The organism is Haloglomus halophilum, assembly GCF_024298885.1.
Taxonomy (GTDB): domain Archaea; phylum Halobacteriota; class Halobacteria; order Halobacteriales; family Haloarculaceae; genus Haloglomus; species Haloglomus halophilum.
Genome location: NZ_CP101166.1, coordinates 371396 through 388911 on the forward strand (window position 1 = coordinate 371396; position 17516 = coordinate 388911).

A 17516-nucleotide genomic window follows, 5' to 3' on the forward strand; every position below is an offset into this window, starting at 1 on the left:
CCCCCTCACCGCCGCCGTCCCTCGGCCGCCAGCCGGTCGAGCGTCCGGACCGCGTGGCGGGTCGCGTCCGGCCGGAAGTACGCGTCCGGGTCGAACGCTGGGGCGGGGGCATCCGGGTCGAACGCCGGGGCGGGGGCATCCGGGCCGAACGCCGGGGCGGAGGCCTCGGTGTCCGCGGCATCGTCGTCGCCACCAGCCGCGATGGCCTCGGCGACGGCCGCGGCGTCCGGGAGCACCGTCGCGGCGCCGGCCTCGACGAGCCGGTCCATGTACGCGACCCCCGGCAGGTCGACGAGCAGCGTCTCGCAGCCGAAGGCCAGCCCCTCGAACAGCGCCGTCGAGTAGACACCGACCTGCGCCCGGCTCGTGGCGAACAGCTCGTACAGGTCGGCCGAGGGGTCCGCGACGACGCGGAGCCGCCCTGCCTCGTGGGCATCGACCAGCCACGGCGTCCGGTCGCGCCAGCGGTCGTACTCGGAGGGGTGGAGTTTGTAGACGAGTTCCGGGCCGTCACCGGGGCCGTCCGCCCGATCGGCGAGCCGGTCGGCCACCTCGCACGCGACCCGCGAGAGCCGGACGCCGGCGGTCCCCTGCGAGATGAACGTCACTCGGTCCCGGGTCCTCGTCTCGGCGTATCGCTCGCGGCCGCGTTCGAGTTCCGGGTAGCCGACCGGCAGGACACGCTCCGCGGGCAGGGGGAGCGGACAGAGGTCGGCCCAGTGCTCGCCCCACGAGAGGAGGTAGTCCGGGAAGACGCTCGGCGACCCCGTCCAGCCCGGGGCGTCGCTGTCGGGGTACGCGTACCCGAGGTGGTACGGGCTCATCACCCCGTGCTGGAGCTCGGCGACCGGGACCCCCTCCTCCCGACAGACCTCGACGAACGTCGGCTTCGTGTACCACACGGTCACGACCGCGAGGTCCGGGTCGACGCGCCGGAGGAGCGCGCGGAACGCGGGGCGCTCGAGCCGCCGCCGCGCGAGACGCCGGCCGACCATCGCCACGAGGTCCGGCGCCGTGCCGACGGCCGCACGGAGGCGTGCCTCGGCGGTACGCAGCTTCGTCCGCTCGCTCGCCGGGAGTTCGTCGGCCGGATCGCCCAGATGGTCCGCGAGCCCCGCACCGTAGAGGACCGGGTCGAGATACCGGACACCGTCCGTCCGCGCCGGCGTCAGGTGCTCGCCCTCGTGGGGCGCCTCGACGAAGGTCCACGAGCGCTCGCCGCCGCTTTCGGTTCCGCCTCCATCGAACGCGTCCAGCAACGGGTCGCAGTAGCGGTCGTGCCACACCTCATCGCGCCGAGTCCGACGCTCGTGGCCCCACACGAGGAGGTCGGCATCCGGCGCCAGCCACGGGTTCCGTGACGGTCGGAGCCCACCCAGGATACGCCGGGCGCGGTCAGCCGTCGTCAGGCCGCCGGAGCCGTGGGCACGGTCGGTCGCCCCCGTCCGTTCGAGGAGCCGCTGCTGGGCATCGAACCGGACGTGGGCCCAGTAGCGACAGCCGTCCGCCGTCCGGGACAGGAGGTCGAGGTCCGCCTCGACGGCGAGCAGCGCGTCGGTGACGGCCGCGAGCGTCCAGTCGTCGGTATCTCGCTCCGGGGCGCCCCCGTCGCGTGCTCCGTCCCCGCTCATGGCCCCGCGACCGCCTGCTTCGCACGCCACGCGAGCCGGTACGGGCGCCGGCCGAGCGACGCGAGGCCGAGCATCGCGGCGTGTGTCGGTTCGGGTGCGAGCCGCACCGTGCGGGCGAACCGGCGGACGGCCTCGCGGCGGTCGCGTCGTTCGAGCGCGGCGAGGCCCCGTTGCTTCGCGAGCATCGCCTCGAACCGCCGCCGTGCTTCGGGATGCGATTCGAGGTCGTCGAGGTACTTCTCCCGGAGCCGTTCACGGATACGCACCTCGTAGGAGGGGTCGCCGAACGCGGCGTCGCCGGAGACGTTGTCGTCGGCGTAGCGGCGCTCGACGAGCGGTTCGGGGACGTACGCCCAGCGCCAGCGCCTGCAGAGGCGGACCGTGAGGTCCCAGTCGACGCCGCGCGGGAACGACTCGTCGTAACCGCCTACGGCCCGCAGGCAGTCGCGCCGGACGAGATGGCCGGAGTGGGGCCGGATATCGAATCGGACGAGCACCTCGGGCCAGCAATCCCCCGCCGCGCCGGTGTTGACACGGCGGACGACCGCGCCGTCGCCGTCGCGGACCACGCCGCCGCAGTAGACACCGCAGTAGTCTGCCGGGTCACAGTCGTCGCGCTCGCGGAGCCGGGCGAGCGCGGCGAGCTGGCGCTCGACCTTCCGGGAGCGCCACCGGTCGTCGTCGTCGAGCTGACAGACGTACGCACCGCGCGCGGCCCCGATGCCGCGATTGCGCGTGTGACTGATACCGCGGTTGGTGTCGTTGTGGAGCGCCCGAACCCGGTCGTGGCGCTCGGCGAACCCCTCGACGACGGCGCGGGTGTCGTCGGTGGAGCCGTCGTTCACCACGACGACCTCCAGACGGTCGTGGCTCTGGTCGAGCGCGCTCTCGATGGCCCCGCCGACCCGGTCGGCCCGCTCGTAGGTCGGGACGACGACGGAGACGAGCGCGTCGCGCGGGCGCTCGGGCGGCGCCGCGACGGCCGTCCCGGCTGTCCCTGCCGCCTCGGATTCGGGACCGGTCACTGCCGAGCGGTGTGGGTCGCGTGCCGTTAGCGTTGCGGTCGGGCGTCGGTCCCGTCGGGCGCGTTCGCGGTCGGGCGTCGGTCCCGTCGGGCGCGTTCGCGGTCGGGCGTCGGTCCCGCCGGATGCGGTTCCCGGTGATTCCGGCCTCCCGGCTTTATGCTCCCGCCGGGAGAACCCCCGGCCATGACACTGTTCGACCTGACGGACGAGGTCGTCGTGGTGGTCGGGGGCGCCGGGCGTATCGGTCCCGCCGTCTGCGGGGCGCTGGCCGACCACGGCGCCGAGGTCGTGGTCGCCGACGTGGACCGCGACGCCGGCCGGCGCGTGGCCGACGACATCGACGGCACCTACCACCACGTGGACGTGACCGACGAGACCTCTATCCGCAAACTCTACGACGCAGTCATCGACGGCTTCGACCGCATCGACGCCGCCGTCCATGCCGCCTACCCGCGGGACGCGGCCTACGGCGACGCCTTCCTCGCGCGCGACGAAAGCGACTGGCGCGAGCAGGTCGACGCCCAGCTCACGGCCACCGCCACCCTCTCCCGGGAGGCCATCCGCCGGATGCACCCCGACGGTGCCGGGACCGCCGGCCAGTCCGACCCGGACGACGCAGTCCGCGACGGCGGCGCAGTCGTCAACTTCGGCTCGACCTACGGGATGGTCGCGCCCGACTTCCGGGTCTACGAAGAGGCGAACATGCCGCCGAGCCCGGCGCACTACTCCGCCAGCAAGGGCGGCATCCTCAACCTCACGCGCTATCTCGCCTCCGAGTTCGCCCCCGAGGTCCGGGTGAACGCCGTCTCGCCGGGCGGCGTCTTCGACGAGCAGGACCCGGAGTTCGTGGCCGCGTACGAGGACCGGACGCCGATGGAGCGCATGGCCGATCCCGAGGACATCGCGGGCGCGGTCGTCTACCTCGTCTCCGATGCGGCCTCGTACGTCACGGGTGAGAACATCGCGGTCGACGGGGGGTGGACCGCACAATGACCGCCGACGAACCCGCGCCGACGCCCGACGACGTGCCCGCCCTCGGCCTCGGCACCTGGAAGCTGACCGGCGACACCTGTACGGAGGTCGTGGCCGACGCCCTGGAGACGGATTACCGCCACGTCGACACCGCCCAGCTGTACGACAACGAACTCGAGGTCGGGCGTGGCATCCGTCGGGTCGACCCCGACGAGAACGTCTTCCTCGCCACCAAGGTCGCGCCGGAGAACTGTTCGTACGAGGACTGCGTCTCCTCGGTCCGGGCTTCGAAGGACCGCCTCGGCCGGGCGCCGGACCTCGTCTACGTCCACTGGCCCCGCGCCGCGTACGACCCCGAAGACACGACGCGGGCGCTGGACGACCTCGTCGACGAGGGGACCGCCCGCACCGTCGGCGTCTCGAACTTCACGGTCGAGCTGCTCGACGAGTTCGTGGCCCACGCCGACCACCGTCCGGTCGCCCACCAGTTCGAGTGCCACCCGCTGCTCCCGCAGGAGGACCTGGTCGAGGCGTGCCACGAGCGCGACGTGCTCCCCGTGGCGTACTCCCCGATTGCGCGGGGGAAGGCACTCGACCATCCGGTGGTGCAGGAGGTCGCCGACGAGGTCGACGCCACGCCCGGACAGGTCTGTCTCGCGTGGCTCCGCGCGCGCAACGTCGCCGCCATCCCGAAGACGACCGGCGGCCACCTCGCGGAGAACTTCGAGTCGCAGTCGGTGACGCTCACGGACGACCAGGTGGCGCGCATCTCGGCCATCGAGGACCGCCATCGCTGCGTGAACCCGCCGAGTGCGCCGTGGGACTGACCTGGTCGCCACCGGACGCTCGAACCGGGACCTCGGCCACCGATGGGAATATATTCCTTGCCCGGCAATTCCGAGCCATGAGAATCGAGGATGGTATCGGCATCGAGCAGTTCACCATCTTCCTGGTCGGTGTCGCGATGATGGCCGTTGGGGCGCTCATCCTCACCGGCGGCCTCTCTACCAGCGGCCTGCTTGCACTGGGCGGGTCGGCCGTCGTCGCTCTGCTCGCCTTCTCGCTGGGACGGTTCAGGTTCGAGACCGATCAGGCGTGAGTCTCTCGCCTGCCGAACTCGACTTCCTCTCTCGGCTGACAGCGCTGTTCTTCATCATCATATCCGCCGTGTTGCTCACTGCTGGCCGAGCGCGATTCGCATCGGGCGTCATGCTGGTCGGTGGCGGTGCAATCGTCGTACTGATCCAACTGTTCGCAGCGTACAGACGACTCTACAACGAGTAGGGCTCCGGGACCGGTGGCCCTCGACTACACCACGCCAGTCTCCTCGGACCGCTGGATGGGGTCGCCGTCCGCGTCGGTGAGCAGCGTCACCGTGTTCGCGCCGCCGACATCGTCGACGTACTTCAGCTTCTCGCTGTCGTTGCTCACGAAGACGACCTCCGGCGTGCCGTCGCCATCCACGTCGGCGACCGTCGCCGGCGACTTCCGGGCCACGCCACCCGTGAGCGTGGTCGTCGCCTCGCCACCGGCAGCCGTCCCGGTTCCGACCAGCTTCACCTGATTGCTCCCGTCCACCCCGACGGCGCGGTGGATGCCGTCTCCGTCGAAGTCGGCCAGCGCGCCCGCGCCGATGCCGTTGTTCGACCCGAGCTGCCCGTCGGCGAGCGCGGTCACGGTTCCGTCGGGGTCGAGCGCCTGGAGCCGCTGGCTGCCGTCGGCGAACACGAGTTCGTCGGCCGCGTCGCCGTCGACGTCGGCGATACCGACGACCGCCTGGGTGCCGTCGCCCGGCGCGGCGACTGCGGTCGGCGTTCCGCCCTCCGCGACGCGATAGAGGGTATCATGGTTCTCGTTCACGAAGAGGACCGACGGGTCGCTCCCGTCCCAGCGGCCGGTCGCCAGCCGGGTCTTCGCGCCCTCGATGGTGCCCGGGATGTCGCCGCTCGTCGCCAGCGTCGTGGTCGACCCGTCGGGGCCGGTCACGCGGACCCGGTCCGTGCCGTCGACGTAGGGAACGTCCGTCCCGCCGTCGTCGAGGAGGTTGGTCGTCGCCGGGCCGAGCGCGTCGACACTCCCGGGAACGGACAGCGTCTCCAGCGTGCCGCTTCCCGTGTCTATCGAGGTCAGCGAGCCGCCGTCACCCGCGTAGAGGACGCCACCGCAGGCGGTCGCACTCCCTCCGGGCGGCTCCAGACGGGAGAGGACGTACGTCGACCCGTCGTCGGGGGAGTTCCAGACGACGGTCACCTCGTCGGCGGTCGGCCGCACGGTGACGCTGTCGCCGGCCTCGAACCGCTGGTCCTGCAGTGGTGTAGCGTGCTCGGTCCCCTGGAGCCGAATCCGGTCCCCGTCGAGCGTGTCACCCTGCCGATGGACCAGGTCGACGGGACAGTCGTCGCCCTGGAGCGCCAGTCGACTCTCCGGCGACGCCGGCCCGGAATCCGCGAGCCCCAGCACCAGCCCCGAGATGACGACGCCCAGCGCGACGACGATGGCGAGCATGAGCGCGACGCCGACGGCCGGCGAGACGGCTCTCGGATCGGACGGTCGAAGACACCGCACGGGTATATCTCGCGGTAGGACTCCTGGACACAAAGGGTCGGGGACTACTTTCGCGGCTCGAAACAGGTCGGGGGCGCTGGGGTGCGGCCGGTCGGACCGGAGTGGAACGGGCCGTCGCCAGAGAGGACGAGGAGCAGCAGCGCGTCACGCAGACATCTTCACTAACCCAGACATAGAGCACAGAGTGGCAGAATTATCCCCCAATGTTCGTCTTTCGCCCTTTGAATATACTTTTCAGCAAGAACTCACGTAGCCACTGCTGGTGCTACCGGAGAGGTGAAAGAACGGAGAACGTGGGTCGTGGCCGCTTCAGTTCCCGACGCCCATCGCCCGCTCGACGACGTCCTCGCTGTACAGCTCGGCGAGGTCGTCGTGCTGGTCCGGGCGGTTCTCGTAGACGTCCTGGAACAGCGCGACCGGCGTCATGAGGGCCTGGTAGGTCGCCTCGTCCCACATGCGGTCCTTGGCGATGTCGACCTCGACGCCGTCGATGGAGACGGTGGCGGACTGGGTCATCGCGATGGCGCCCTTGCCGGCCTCCTTCGCGGCCTCGAACTCCTCCATGGAGTCGACGATGTCGTCCATCGAGGGAACGTAGTCGAGCAGGTCGAGCAGCTCCTCGCGGAGCTCGTCCTCGGTCTCGAAGAACAGCTCGTCGCCGCCGACCTCGAGCTCGTAGCCGCCGTCCTCCGCCTCGAGCTCGATGCGGTCGCCGGAGTAGACCTCGACGCCGTCCTGGCTCTCGAGTTCGACCTCGCGGCCGTCGGCGTCGATGATCCAGTAACCGGCGGCCGGCGGGAGCGGGCTCCGGTTGGCCTCGACGACCTGCCCGGGCGTCAGGGACCAGATGCCGAGCATCCCCATCGCGTTGTTGGCCGTGATGCGCTCGTGGTAGCCGTCCACGTCGCGGATGTCGTCGTACGGGCCGTCGACGGAGATGAGGCCGGCCGCGCTCGCGGCACGGGAGGTGTTGTGGCGCAGCTCCTTCCACTCCGGCAGCGCGCCGGTCGGCGTGATGGCGCGCATGTCCTTCGTGTAGTCGACCTCGCCGTCGACGAGCAGGAAGAGGCGCTGCAGGTTGTTCGAGGGCTTGCCCATCTCGTCACGGAGCTTCTCCATGGCGAGCTCGGCGGAGCCGGACTCGATGATGACGCTCATCGCGAGCGACCCCTCTTCGAGACCGTGCTCGTTCTCGACGATGGTCATGAACTCGTCGGCCTTCTTCCAGTCGTCGATGTCGCCGACCTCCGGGATGACGAAGCCGTCGAGGTTCTCGACGGCACCGTTCTCGGGGTCCGCGATGTGGAGCATGTGCTGGAAGCCCTTGTAGCGGGTCTCCGGGCTGTCGCGGTGCCAGACGACGCGCGGGTGGATCTCGCCGGGGAAGTCGGCGCCGCCCTCGGCGAGCACCTCGGCGATGTTCTCGGCGCCCTCGTCGCGCATGTTCGGCGCCGTGGCGTCCTCGTTGTCCGGAACCCAGACGTCGGGAGCCTGCATGCCGCGGAGCTGGATAGACTTCCGGAGCATCTCCGCGGTGTCGTCTTTATCGCTGACAGCTGTCGGCGTCGTCATGAACGTCCGCACGAACTTCCGGTCGTGGGTCCGCTTGTCGAGTGCAGCCATATCAGTCACTCGGAGGGATACGCGTCCGGAAGGTGTAGGTTTCGATACGTGCGGGAACTGCGCCGTCCACCGTGCCGGACGTTCCCACTCCCGGAGCCGACCCGGCGAAAACGGCTTGCCGGCGGCGGCAGAACGGCCGGTGATGCTCTCGGAGGGTGATACGCTTCAGGACGCGAACGGCTATCGTGCGGAGGTTATCCACGCCAGCAAGGACATCGTCCGGCTCCGGATGACGATCTCCCTGCAGAACTTCGCCAGGGAGACCGGTGCCGACCCGGACCGGCTCCGGCGCGAGCTCTCGCCGGGTGACACCGTCACGGACGACGAGACGGGCGCGATACTCGACCTGGTCGAGATGTCCGACTCGATGCTCCGCATGACCGGGGAGTTCCACCGCGAGCATCTGGAGCGCGAGCGGCAGCAGGGCTCGTTCGAGATATTCTGAGCCCGTCTCCAGCCGACCGGGTCAGCGCTTGACCTCCAGCAGCGGCGTGTAGCTCCCCGCGAACCCGTCCGTCGCCGGGAGCGTTCCGACGACGGTCCACTCCCCGGCCGTCCGGCGCAGTACCGTCCCCTCGTGGGTCCCCACGACTACGTCGCCGTCGGCCGCGGTGATACCGGTGGCTGTCTCGTCGGGGCGTGGATGCGAGACGGGCTCGGCCCGGTCGCCGCCGCGCCAGGCGAACAGTTCGGGGTCGGCGTCCGGCTCCAGCCACGTCGACGTGTGTGCGAGGGCCCCGCCGGCGTACACCACGTCACCGACCACGCCGACCGAGCGGAAGTAGCGCTGGTCGTACCCCTCGTCCAGCCGGGTCCACGACGCCCCGGCGTCGTCCGTGTGGAACAGCCCGTAGCCCGTCGCGGCGACGAACTCGTCGGCGCCGAGCACGGCGAGTTCGTGGACATCGTCGTGGACCCCCTCGCGGCGCTCGGTCCACGTCTCCCCGCGGTCCTCGCTGACGTGGACGCCGCCGACCTCGACGCCGGCGGTCACGCGGTCGGGCGCGTCGGGGTGGACGTGGAGGTCCCGGACCTGCGCGAGGTCCTCGTGGCGGGGCAGGCGCCACTCCTCGCGCGAGGGGAGGTCCTGGAACCCATCGAGTTCGCGCCACGAGCGGTCGTCGAGGTCGTCCACATCCCCCGGGTGGGCGACGTAGACATGTGCGGGGCGCGTGCCGGCGTACAGCCGACCGTCGGGGGCTGCCCCGACAGCGTACACCCGTTCCTGCGGGACGCCGAGGTCCGCCCACCGCTCGGCGTCGGTCGAGTGGTACAGGCCCGTCGCCGTGGCCGCGAACACTCCCTCGAATGCCTCGAACGTTCGGAGACGCATGACGGCTCCCGCATCGAGCACCGTCCGAACGGTCGCCTCGCCGCTGTCGAGGCCCTCGACCCGGTGAACACCGTCCTCGGTTCCAGCGAGTAGCATGCTCGACCCGTGACCCGGACCCGGAGTAAGGCTTTCCTGAAGCTCGTTTATGGACGGTACGTGACACGAAGGCCGTCTCCCGGGCGGCTACACGCCGTCGAGGAAGTTCCGCACCACGTCGTGGCCGACGCCAGTCAGGACGCTCTCGGGGTGGAACTGCACGCACTCGATGGGGTGGTCCTCGTGGCGGACGCCCATCACGAGGTCCACGTCCTCGTGGTCGGTCGTCGCGGTCACGTCAAAGCAGTCGGGGACCTCGGTCGCGACGAGCGAGTGGTAGCGCCCGCCCTGGAACCCCTGGTCCAGCCCCGCGAAGACGCCCTGCCCGTCGTGCTCGACGGGGAACGCCTTGCCGTGGATGGGTTCGGGCGCGCGCCCGACGCTCCCGCCGTAGGCGTACACGGCCGCTTCGAGGCCGAGACAGACGCCGAGTGTCGGAACCGTCTCCGAGAGCGTCCGGAACACCTCGTTGGTGATGCCAACGTCGCGGGGGTTCCTGGGATGGCCGGGTCCCGGCGACACCACGATGGCGTCCGGGTCGATATCGCGCAATTCGTCGAGTGATGCGGTATTGCGCCGAACCGTCGTCCGAGCGTGCTGGCTGACGTACTCGACGAGGTTGTAGGTGAACGAGTCGAAGTTGTCCACGAACAGCACGAGCGGCGCGTCGTCGGTGACATCCGCGGCGGCCTCGACGCTCATCGGGACACCTCCGGCTCCGCGTCGGCCGTGCCGTCGCCGTCAGCGGTCGCCCCGCCCTCGCACTCGATCTCCTCCAGCGCCGCGAGCACCCCCCGCATCTTGTTCTCGGTCTCCTCGTACTCGCTGGTCGGGTCCGAATCCGCCACGATGCCCGCACCCGCCTGCACGGTGACGAGGTCCGTGCCGTCCGGCCCCGCCCCCGACTCGACCGTCGCGGTCCGGATGACGATGGCCATGTCGGCGTCGCCGTCCCAGGAGACGTAGCCGACGCCGCCGCCGTACGGGCCCCGTGGGCTCCGTTCGAGGTCGTCGATGATCTCCATCGCACGCATCTTCGGCGCGCCCGAGAGCGTCCCCGCCGGGAACGACGCTCGCGCCGCGTCGAAGGCGTCGGCATCGTCGGCCAGGCGGCCCGTCACGGTCGACTCGATGTGCTGGACGTGGCTGTACTTCAGGACGTTCATGAACTCCTCGACGCGCACCGAGCCGGCCTCGCTCACCCGCCGTACGTCGTTGCGCGCGAGGTCGACCAGCATCGTGTGCTCGGCGCGCTCCTTCCCGTCGGCCAGCATCTCGCCCGCGAGCCGTCGGTCCTCGACGGGCGAGGTGCCACGGTCACAGGTCCCCGCGATGGGGTTCGCGGTGACCGTCTCCCCGCGCACCGACACCAGCGTCTCCGGCGACGCCCCGACGATGGTCAGGTCGTCGTGGTCGAGCAGGTACATGTACGGCGATGGGTTCACCTCACGCAGTGCCGCGTACAGCCCGAGCGGGTCGATGTCGCCGTACAGCTCCCGGGTCCGCGAGATGACGCCCTGGTAGATGTCGCCGTCGAGGACGTGTTCCTTCGCGGTCGCGACGGCGTCCTCGTACGAGTCCTGCGGGCCCGCACGCTCGCCCGCTCGGACGAAGCCGCCGGGGTCGGGCGCGACCGCGTCCGCCAGCAGCCCCGCCACCCGCTCGGCCTCGGCGACGAGTTCGTCGTACACCGCGTCCGGGGCGTCCTCCGGGCGGACGACGGGCGTGAACGCCAGCGACACCGTATCACGCTCGTCGTCGAACACGAGCGTCCGGGTCGTCAGCAGGAACTCGGCATCCGGGAACCGCGAGTCCGGCCGCTCCAGGCCCACCTCGTGGAGGTGGAGGTCGTAGACGGCGTCGTAGGAGAGGAAGCCGACGAGGCCCCCATCGAGTCGCTGGCGGTGGCCGTTGCCGAAGCCGCGCCGGGCGACGTCCGGCAGCGCCGCGCGGAGGGTGTCCAGCGTGTCGCCCTCGCCCGGCGTCACGAGCCTCTCGTAGCGCTCGTCCAGCACCTCGATGTCGACGCGGTCCTCGCCCTCGGGGTGGACCGTCACGCGCGCCGCTGGGTCGTAGCCGACGAACGAGTAGCGTGCGTGTCGGTCGGCGCCGCCACGGTCGGGCGTGAACGCGCCGTCCGGGTCGCTGGAGGCGACCTTCTCGGCACTCTCCAGCAGGAAGGTGTGGTCGGCGCCGGGCGCGTCGCTGGTGCGCCCGCTCAACGCCGCGTACGCGGGGAGCGGGGCCACGTCCACGGGGAGGGTCGCCTCGGCGCGCACCACGACGCCCGTCTCGCTCCCGGCGTCGGTCCGGCGCCCGTGGGCGACGAGGTCGGCGAACGACTCCCGGGAGACGTCGAGCATCGGTCCGGGCTCGGCATCGTCGGCGCCGTCGCTCATGTCGCGACCCCCTCCTCGTCGGGTGCCTGCGTCGCGTTCCTGACGAACGCGCGGACCGCGTCGGCGTCCTTGACGCCACCCTCGCGCTCGACGCCCGAGGCCACGTCGACGGCGAACGGTCGCACCGTTCGCACCGCGTCGGCCACGTTCTCGGGAGTGAGTCCGCCGGCCAGCACGACCGGCACGTCGAGCTCCGCGACCAGGTCACGGGTCCGCTCCCAGTCACCCGTCTCGCCGGTACCGCCGCCGCCCTGCTCGTCGAGCGAGTCGACGACCAGTGCATCGGCCGCGTCGGCGTACCGTGGTGCGTCGACCGCGTCGACGGCCGCCAGCACGGGCACCGGTGCGCGGACGCGCAGGGCCGCGACCCGGTCGGGCGTGAGGCCGTGAACCTGCACGGCGTCCGGCTCCAGCCGCTCGACCAGTCGAACCGCGGCCTCCGCGTTCGCTGGCATCGTCACCAGCGTCCCCGTCACGAACGGCGGGACCACATCGAGCAAGCCACGCGCCTGCTCGACGGACACCTCCCGGGGGGTGTCGACGGTCACGTCCGTGATGACGCCGACGGCGTCCGTGCCCGCGTCGACCGCGGTCCGGAGGTCGACCTCGAGCGTGACGCCACAGACCTTCGTACGGGTTCGGGCAGCCGCCGTGGCCCTGGACGTGTCCCCGTCCATCTCAGGCCCCATCACAGAGGTCGTCGAGTTTCTGCGCAGCGTCACCGGATTCGATGGCGTGCAGCGCGCGCTCGGCACCCGCCTCCAGGGAGTCGGCCTCGCCCGCGACGTAGATGGCGGCGCCGGCGTTCGCCAGGATGATGTCGCGCTTGGCGCCCTGCTCCTCGCCCTCGACGATGGCCCGGAGGTCCGCGGCGTTGTCCTCCGGCGTCCCACCCGAGATGTCCGCGACGGGCGCGCGTTCCAGCCCGAAGTCCTCCGGTGCGAGTTCCAGTTCGGTCACGTCGGCACCACTCACCTCGGCTGCGATGGTCTCGCCGTGGAGGCAGATCTCGTCCAGACCGTCGCCATGGACCACGAGCGCGCGCTCGACATCCATCCGCGCCAGCGCCTCGGCCATCGGTACCACGAGGTCGGGGTCGTACGTTCCGACGACCTGCGCGTCGGCGCCCGCGGGGTTGGTCAGCGGGCCGAGGATGTTGAACAGCGTCCGCATCCCCAGCTCGCGGCGCGGTCCGATGACCGCCTTCATCGCCGGGTGGAACACGGGGGCCAGCATGAAGCCGATGCCGTCGCGTTGGATGGCCCGCTCGACGGCTTCGGGCTCGGCTTCGACGTTCACGCCCGCGACCTCCAGCACGTCCGCGCTCCCCGAGGACGAGGAGACCGAGTAGTTGCCGTGTTTCGCGACGGGGACGCCGGCACCGCTGGCGACGATGGCGCTCGTAGTGGAGACGTTGATGGTGTCGTAGTCGTCACCGCCCGTCCCACAGGTGTCGACGAGCGGTTCGCGGTCGGGCGAGATGGTCCGCGCTGCCGCACGCATCCCCTCGGCGAACCCCGCGATCTCCGCTTCCGTCTCCCCCTTCGCCCGGAGCGCCGCGAGCAACGCCCCGATCTGTGCCTCGGTCGCCCCCTCGAAGACCAGCGTCGATACCTCGCGGGCCTCCGCCTGTGTCAGGTCCCCGCCGTCCGTCACGCGCTCGATGTAGTCCTGCATGTGGAATCACTGATGTACAGTTCTGTCTTATGATGGTCGAAGTAGTACGGCAGTAAAAGCGTGTCGGCTCGGCGGGCATGGCTGTCGCTACGGGGCGTGAGAACGGAAGAGGAGAACGGAGGAGAAGAGAGAACGAGGCCGCTACGGCTGCTTACGGCGAGGGGACCGGCTCCGGCGGGCTCGGGATCATGTCGAAGACCATCGAGCCGGGGCCGGCGTAGACGCCGGTGTTGTCGGCCGGGCTGCAGCGGTAGTCGTCACAGTTCAGGCCGACGATGACTCCGGCGCCCTCGCCCTTCGCGAGCACGTAGACGTCGTCGTCACCGGGGTACTGGCCGCTGTCGTAGGCCGTCACCAGGTTAGCCTGACGGCCCTGGCCGGATGCCTGGGCGTCCTCCTCTGCGACGACTCGCTGACCGTCGGTGGCGAATATGGCGTCGTGCTCTCCACTGGGGAGGCCGTCGCCGAGCGTCGCCTCACGGTCGTCGATGATGACGGCGCCGCCCTGACCGACATTGGTCACCGGCTGGCCGGTGTCGGCGGACGGACCCGGCTGCGGGTCCTCGCCGCCGCTACCGCCGCCAGCCGGGACGGCCGGCACGGCGTTCCCGCTGGGGACGCCGCCGGCCTTGGGCTTGCACTCCGAGCCGTCACAGGTCACGCTCGCGCTAGCGCCCTGGCCGAACGCGACGGCCTCGACGACGTAGGTGCCCTGATTGGGCTGGTTCCCGGGCATCCGGAGGTCGACCGCACCGCCCGTGTCAGTTCGGCCGTTCGTGGCGCTGGGCTCGACGACGACCGCACTCGAGTCCTGCGAGGCCATGACGATGGCCATCGACTCGCCACCGGGGGCAGCACCCTCATCGCTCGTGCCCTCGGCGAGCCAGTAGAGAGTCACTCCGTCCTGTCCGGCGTCGGTCCGTGCCGGATCGAACGTCGCGCTCGGGTCGTCCGGCGGGCTCGTCGGGTTGACGGCCGGGTTGTACGGGTTGAAGACGTCACACTGGTCGATGGGCGCACTCACGAGCCCGAGCGGGTCCCCGACAGGTGTGTCGGGAGGACTCGTCGGAACCGCGTCCGGTGCCTGCTCCTGCACGGCGCCCGGGACCGGGTCCGTCGGGTCGACCGGGTTGGCCTCGCGAACGTCGTCGACGCCGTACGGCGGATTACAGAAGTTCGGGAAGGCCTCGAACGGCACGTTCTCCCCGTAGTTCACGGGGAGGTCGGGGGCGTCGATGGGGACCTCCGGCGTGGAGATCTCGTCCATCGTGGTCGGCGGGGACGGGCTCTCGCCGCTACCGCCGTCACCGTCGCCACCGTCACCGAGACTAGGTGCCTCGGGCGCATCGGGTGCGTCACCCGTACCGGGTGCCTCGGGGGCGTCACCCGTGCCGGGTGCTTCCGGGGCGTCGTCCAGGCCGGGCATCGAGCCACCGTCGGTGCCGCTGGGCTCACAGTCCGCCTCCTGACTACTCGTATCGAGGCTACAGTCGAGCGAGCCGTCGGTTCCGCTGCCGTCGCCACCACTCACCGAGGCGTCGGCATCGACACCGTCCTGACCCGCATCGGCCGAGACCGTCGTGCTACCGTTCGTGCTGCCGTCGTCACCGGCGCCGACGGTGACCCCGTCGTCGCCACCGACGTTGACGCCATCGCCACCAACGCTGACGTCCCCGTCGTCGTCCGCCAGGGCCGGGCCGACAGCGACGCTGCCGACCATGGCCATGGCGAAGAGGATTGCCGCGATCTTCCGTGCAATGCTGGCTGCCATGTTGTATCCCAATATGTATCATCTCCCCGCATACCCCTTGCGGCCGCTATGTCCGGGTGTTTATTACACCAGGTTCTGACTGAATGTTCAGTCAGAAAGGGATAGTACCGCGCATAATCGGAGAGGAGGGCCCGAAAGCTGTGGATCACTCGAATACCGAACCGCCCGGACCGTCGCGGATCAGGCCGGGAGGCCCGCGTCGCCAGCGATGGGGTTCGGGAGTTCGGGCAGCGCACCCAGACTCGGCAGCCCGGAGTAGCTCGGCTGGCAGCCGCTGGCGTCGCACTTCAGCTCGAGTTTAATAATCTGTTTCTGGAGCACGCTCGGGGAAACCCCACCAGAGAACTCGCCCTGCCCGGGCCCGTTCTCGAAGTCGGTGGCGAGACCAGCGTAGTCCTCTCGGAGTGATGCCTCGAGCTCGCCGCTCGTGACCCCATCCTCGCGCGTCCCGCGCGTGTTGATGAGGACGTACTGGTACTCGCTGTTGGAGATGTCCATCTCGTACACCGCGTCCTGCTTGTCCTGGTCGAGGACGACAGCGTAGACGCCGTCGGCGGTGCCGAGGTTGCCACCCGGACCGACCTCGAAGAACCGCACGGCACTGAACCCACTATCGGTGCTCATGGAGCCATCGCCCACGTCGAACGTCGGGCTCGCCTGCCCCGGCTCGTTCGCGGGGTTCGCGACCGGGTCGAGGACGGGCTGCGTGACCTCACACGGCGCCGGTGCGGCGCCGAACGCGAGCCCGAGCACCGCCTCGTTCGTCAGCAGGGAGGTCGGCACGCCGGGCAGGGTGCCCTTCGGGAGGTCCGAGAGCCCCGGGAGCTGCTCCGCAGGGATGTCGTCCGAGTCGATGGGCTTGTTGCACGGGGCCACGACGCCGCTCTGGTCGATGGTCCGCGGGAAGGGGTAGTTGTTCCGCAGCGTCTGCGTGAACTGGTTGTCGGGAATCTGCTCGTAGATGCCCGCCGTCCCGACCTGACACTCCTCACCGTTGCAGCTGATGCCGCCACCGAGTCGTTCGGGCGCCTGCGGGCCGACCGGAAGCGACGGGCCGGGAGTGTTAGCGGGATTCAGACCGCCCGCCAGGGTCCCCTGCTGGGTCCCGGGGTCGTTCTGTGCGTTGATGACGCCGACCTGCTTACCCTGTGCAACCGCAGTTCCGGCCGCCTGCACGTTGTCGCGCGAGAGTGCCAGGAGGTACGTCCCGCCGCTCTCGTTGACCGTGTAGATGGCCCCGTCGGACTTCTCGAGGCCCTCCTCGCTGACGAGGTTCCGACCGTCGAAGTCCAGATACGTTCGGTCTGCGTCCGAAACCTCCAGCCGCGAGACCATGTCCATGGCCCCATCGTCCTTCTGCGCGGAGACCAGCATCCCGTCGACACCGACGGGACTCGACTCCGACGTGCCGATGGTCACGTATCGGTTCATCACGCCGCTCCCCTCGAACGCGACATCGACGGGAAGCGGACCGGTGGGGACCTCGCCCACGCTACCGGAATCAGAGCCCGGAACGCCATCAAGGCCCGGCAGCCCCTCACCGCCAGGCAGCCCGTCGCCAGAAGGAAGTCCATCACCGGAGGGCAGCCCGTCGCCGCCGACATCCTGCCCTGCGACGCTGACACCGTCCGTCCCGACACTGACGCCGGAGTCTCCGCCGGCGCTCACGCCGTCAGTCCCGATGGAGACCCCTTCGTCACCACCCACTTCGAGGTTCGAGCCGTCGGTACCGACCGGGCCGTCGTCCGTTCCCGGGAGCGACGGGGAGTCACCATCCGGGAGGGTCCCCGTGCCGACCTCCTGGCCGGCGACGCTCACACCGTCGGTACTCGCGTTGATTCCCTCGTCGCCACCGACGCTGACGCCGTCCGTTCCGACATCGATGCCGGAGTCACCGCCGACGCTGACGCCGTCCGTTCCGACATCGACTCCGGAGTCACCGCCAAGCGTGCTGTCGTCCGAGCTATCCCCACCCAGTAGGCCACCGTCGTCCGGGGTCGCCACTGCTGGTCCCACCGCCATCGAGAGGACGACGGCCGCTGCCACCAGGACCGTCGCAAGAACCCGTGCCGTTCGACTGAACATACATTCTTTTGACTATCTGTTCCATCAATATGACTTGGCGCGGTAATCTCCGGTGGTTTATAAGCAGCATCCCGCGTATATAAACGAACTCGTAAACCGGGACCTCGCCCCCGGCCCGGACCTGTGCCTCGGCCATCTCCCGGCCCGGTCCGGACCGTGGTCGTTTCGAAACCTTCAAACTACCAAACGCGGTACGAGTGAGTGCAGGTCGGGTTGGTGGTCTAGGCTGGTTATGACACCTCCTTGACATGGAGGAGGCCGGCGGTTCAAATCCGCCCCAACCCATACCGGTAAAAAAGAGGTACATTACCTCTCAAGCCGTTTTTCACGAGGTGCGTC

General features: G+C 70.1%; 16 protein-coding genes and 1 tRNA gene. 6 read left to right on the forward strand and 11 right to left on the reverse strand.

Annotation, left to right across the window (positions count from 1 at the left end; genetic code table 11):
* Positions 1-5: 5 nt before the first annotated feature.
* Both NL114_RS01730 and NL114_RS01735 read right to left on the reverse strand, forming a co-directional pair.
* Positions 6-1631, reverse strand: coding sequence for a hypothetical protein (locus tag NL114_RS01730; protein ID WP_254823080.1), 1626 nt, complete (start codon positions 1629-1631; stop codon positions 6-8).
* Positions 1628-2656 (reverse strand): glycosyltransferase family 2 protein, encoded by a 1029-nt coding sequence (locus NL114_RS01735; protein ID WP_254823081.1) that lies wholly within the window; start codon positions 2654-2656, stop codon positions 1628-1630. The genes NL114_RS01730 and NL114_RS01735 overlap by 4 nt, the downstream gene beginning before the upstream one ends.
* Positions 2657-2839: 183 nt before the next feature.
* Here NL114_RS01735 and NL114_RS01740 point away from each other — a divergent pair, with 183 nt between their 5' ends.
* From NL114_RS01740 to NL114_RS01755, 4 genes are all read left to right on the forward strand, one after another.
* On the forward strand, positions 2840-3649 hold the full coding sequence (locus NL114_RS01740; RefSeq protein ID WP_254823082.1) for an SDR family oxidoreductase: 810 nt from the start codon (positions 2840-2842) through the stop codon (positions 3647-3649).
* Positions 3646-4455, forward strand: coding sequence for an aldo/keto reductase (locus NL114_RS01745; protein WP_254823083.1), 810 nt, complete (start codon positions 3646-3648; stop codon positions 4453-4455). Before NL114_RS01740 ends, NL114_RS01745 begins: the two co-directional genes overlap by 4 nt.
* 77 nt (positions 4456-4532) lie before the next feature.
* Positions 4533-4727: a hypothetical protein gene (locus NL114_RS01750; protein WP_254823084.1), complete on the forward strand. Its 195-nt coding sequence runs from the start codon at positions 4533-4535 to the stop codon at positions 4725-4727.
* Positions 4724-4912: a hypothetical protein gene (locus NL114_RS01755; protein WP_254823085.1), complete on the forward strand. Its 189-nt coding sequence runs from the start codon at positions 4724-4726 to the stop codon at positions 4910-4912. The genes NL114_RS01750 and NL114_RS01755 overlap by 4 nt, the downstream gene beginning before the upstream one ends.
* A 24-nt stretch (positions 4913-4936) precedes the next feature.
* On the opposite strand, the gene NL114_RS01760 is transcribed toward NL114_RS01755, so the two are convergent.
* Complete coding sequence (locus NL114_RS01760) at positions 4937-6193, reverse strand: archaellin/type IV pilin N-terminal domain-containing protein (RefSeq protein ID WP_254823086.1); 1257 nt, start codon at positions 6191-6193, stop codon at positions 4937-4939.
* Between the two features lie 309 nt (positions 6194-6502).
* On the reverse strand, positions 6503-7816 hold the full coding sequence (gene aceB / locus NL114_RS01765) for a malate synthase AceB (RefSeq protein WP_254823087.1): 1314 nt from the start codon (positions 7814-7816) through the stop codon (positions 6503-6505).
* Positions 7817-7958: 142 nt separating this feature from the next.
* Between aceB and NL114_RS01770 the strand changes: the two genes are divergently transcribed.
* Entirely contained in the window at positions 7959-8261 is a 303-nt protein-coding gene (locus NL114_RS01770) for a hypothetical protein (RefSeq protein ID WP_254823088.1), read from the forward strand.
* Positions 8262-8282: 21 nt separating this feature from the next.
* On the opposite strand, the gene NL114_RS01775 is transcribed toward NL114_RS01770, so the two are convergent.
* From NL114_RS01775 to NL114_RS01805, 7 genes are all read right to left on the reverse strand, one after another.
* On the reverse strand, positions 8283-9245 hold the full coding sequence (locus NL114_RS01775) for a WD40/YVTN/BNR-like repeat-containing protein (RefSeq protein WP_254823089.1): 963 nt from the start codon (positions 9243-9245) through the stop codon (positions 8283-8285).
* An 87-nt stretch (positions 9246-9332) separates the two neighbouring features.
* Positions 9333-9947 (reverse strand): anthranilate synthase component II, encoded by a 615-nt coding sequence (trpG, locus tag NL114_RS01780; protein ID WP_254823090.1) that lies wholly within the window; start codon positions 9945-9947, stop codon positions 9333-9335.
* Positions 9944-11644, reverse strand: a complete 1701-nt coding sequence (trpE, locus tag NL114_RS01785) for an anthranilate synthase component I (protein WP_434084103.1) — start codon at positions 11642-11644, stop codon at positions 9944-9946. Before trpE ends, trpG begins: the two co-directional genes overlap by 4 nt.
* Entirely contained in the window at positions 11641-12321 is a 681-nt protein-coding gene (locus NL114_RS01790; RefSeq protein ID WP_254823091.1) for a phosphoribosylanthranilate isomerase, read from the reverse strand. Before NL114_RS01790 ends, trpE begins: the two co-directional genes overlap by 4 nt.
* A 1-nt stretch (position 12322) precedes the next feature.
* Entirely contained in the window at positions 12323-13321 is a 999-nt protein-coding gene (trpD, locus tag NL114_RS01795; RefSeq protein WP_254823092.1) for an anthranilate phosphoribosyltransferase, read from the reverse strand.
* A 151-nt stretch (positions 13322-13472) separates the two neighbouring features.
* Positions 13473-15092: a hypothetical protein gene (locus NL114_RS01800; RefSeq protein ID WP_254823093.1), complete on the reverse strand. Its 1620-nt coding sequence runs from the start codon at positions 15090-15092 to the stop codon at positions 13473-13475.
* Between the two features lie 180 nt (positions 15093-15272).
* Positions 15273-17177 carry a hypothetical protein gene (locus tag NL114_RS01805; RefSeq protein ID WP_254823094.1) on the reverse strand — a complete coding sequence of 635 codons (1905 nt, stop codon included), beginning with the start codon at positions 17175-17177 and terminating at the stop codon, positions 15273-15275.
* A 210-nt stretch (positions 17178-17387) separates the two neighbouring features.
* Here NL114_RS01805 and NL114_RS01810 point away from each other — a divergent pair.
* Positions 17388-17462: transfer RNA gene (locus NL114_RS01810), tRNA-Val, on the forward strand.
* Positions 17463-17516: the final 54 nt, after the last annotated feature.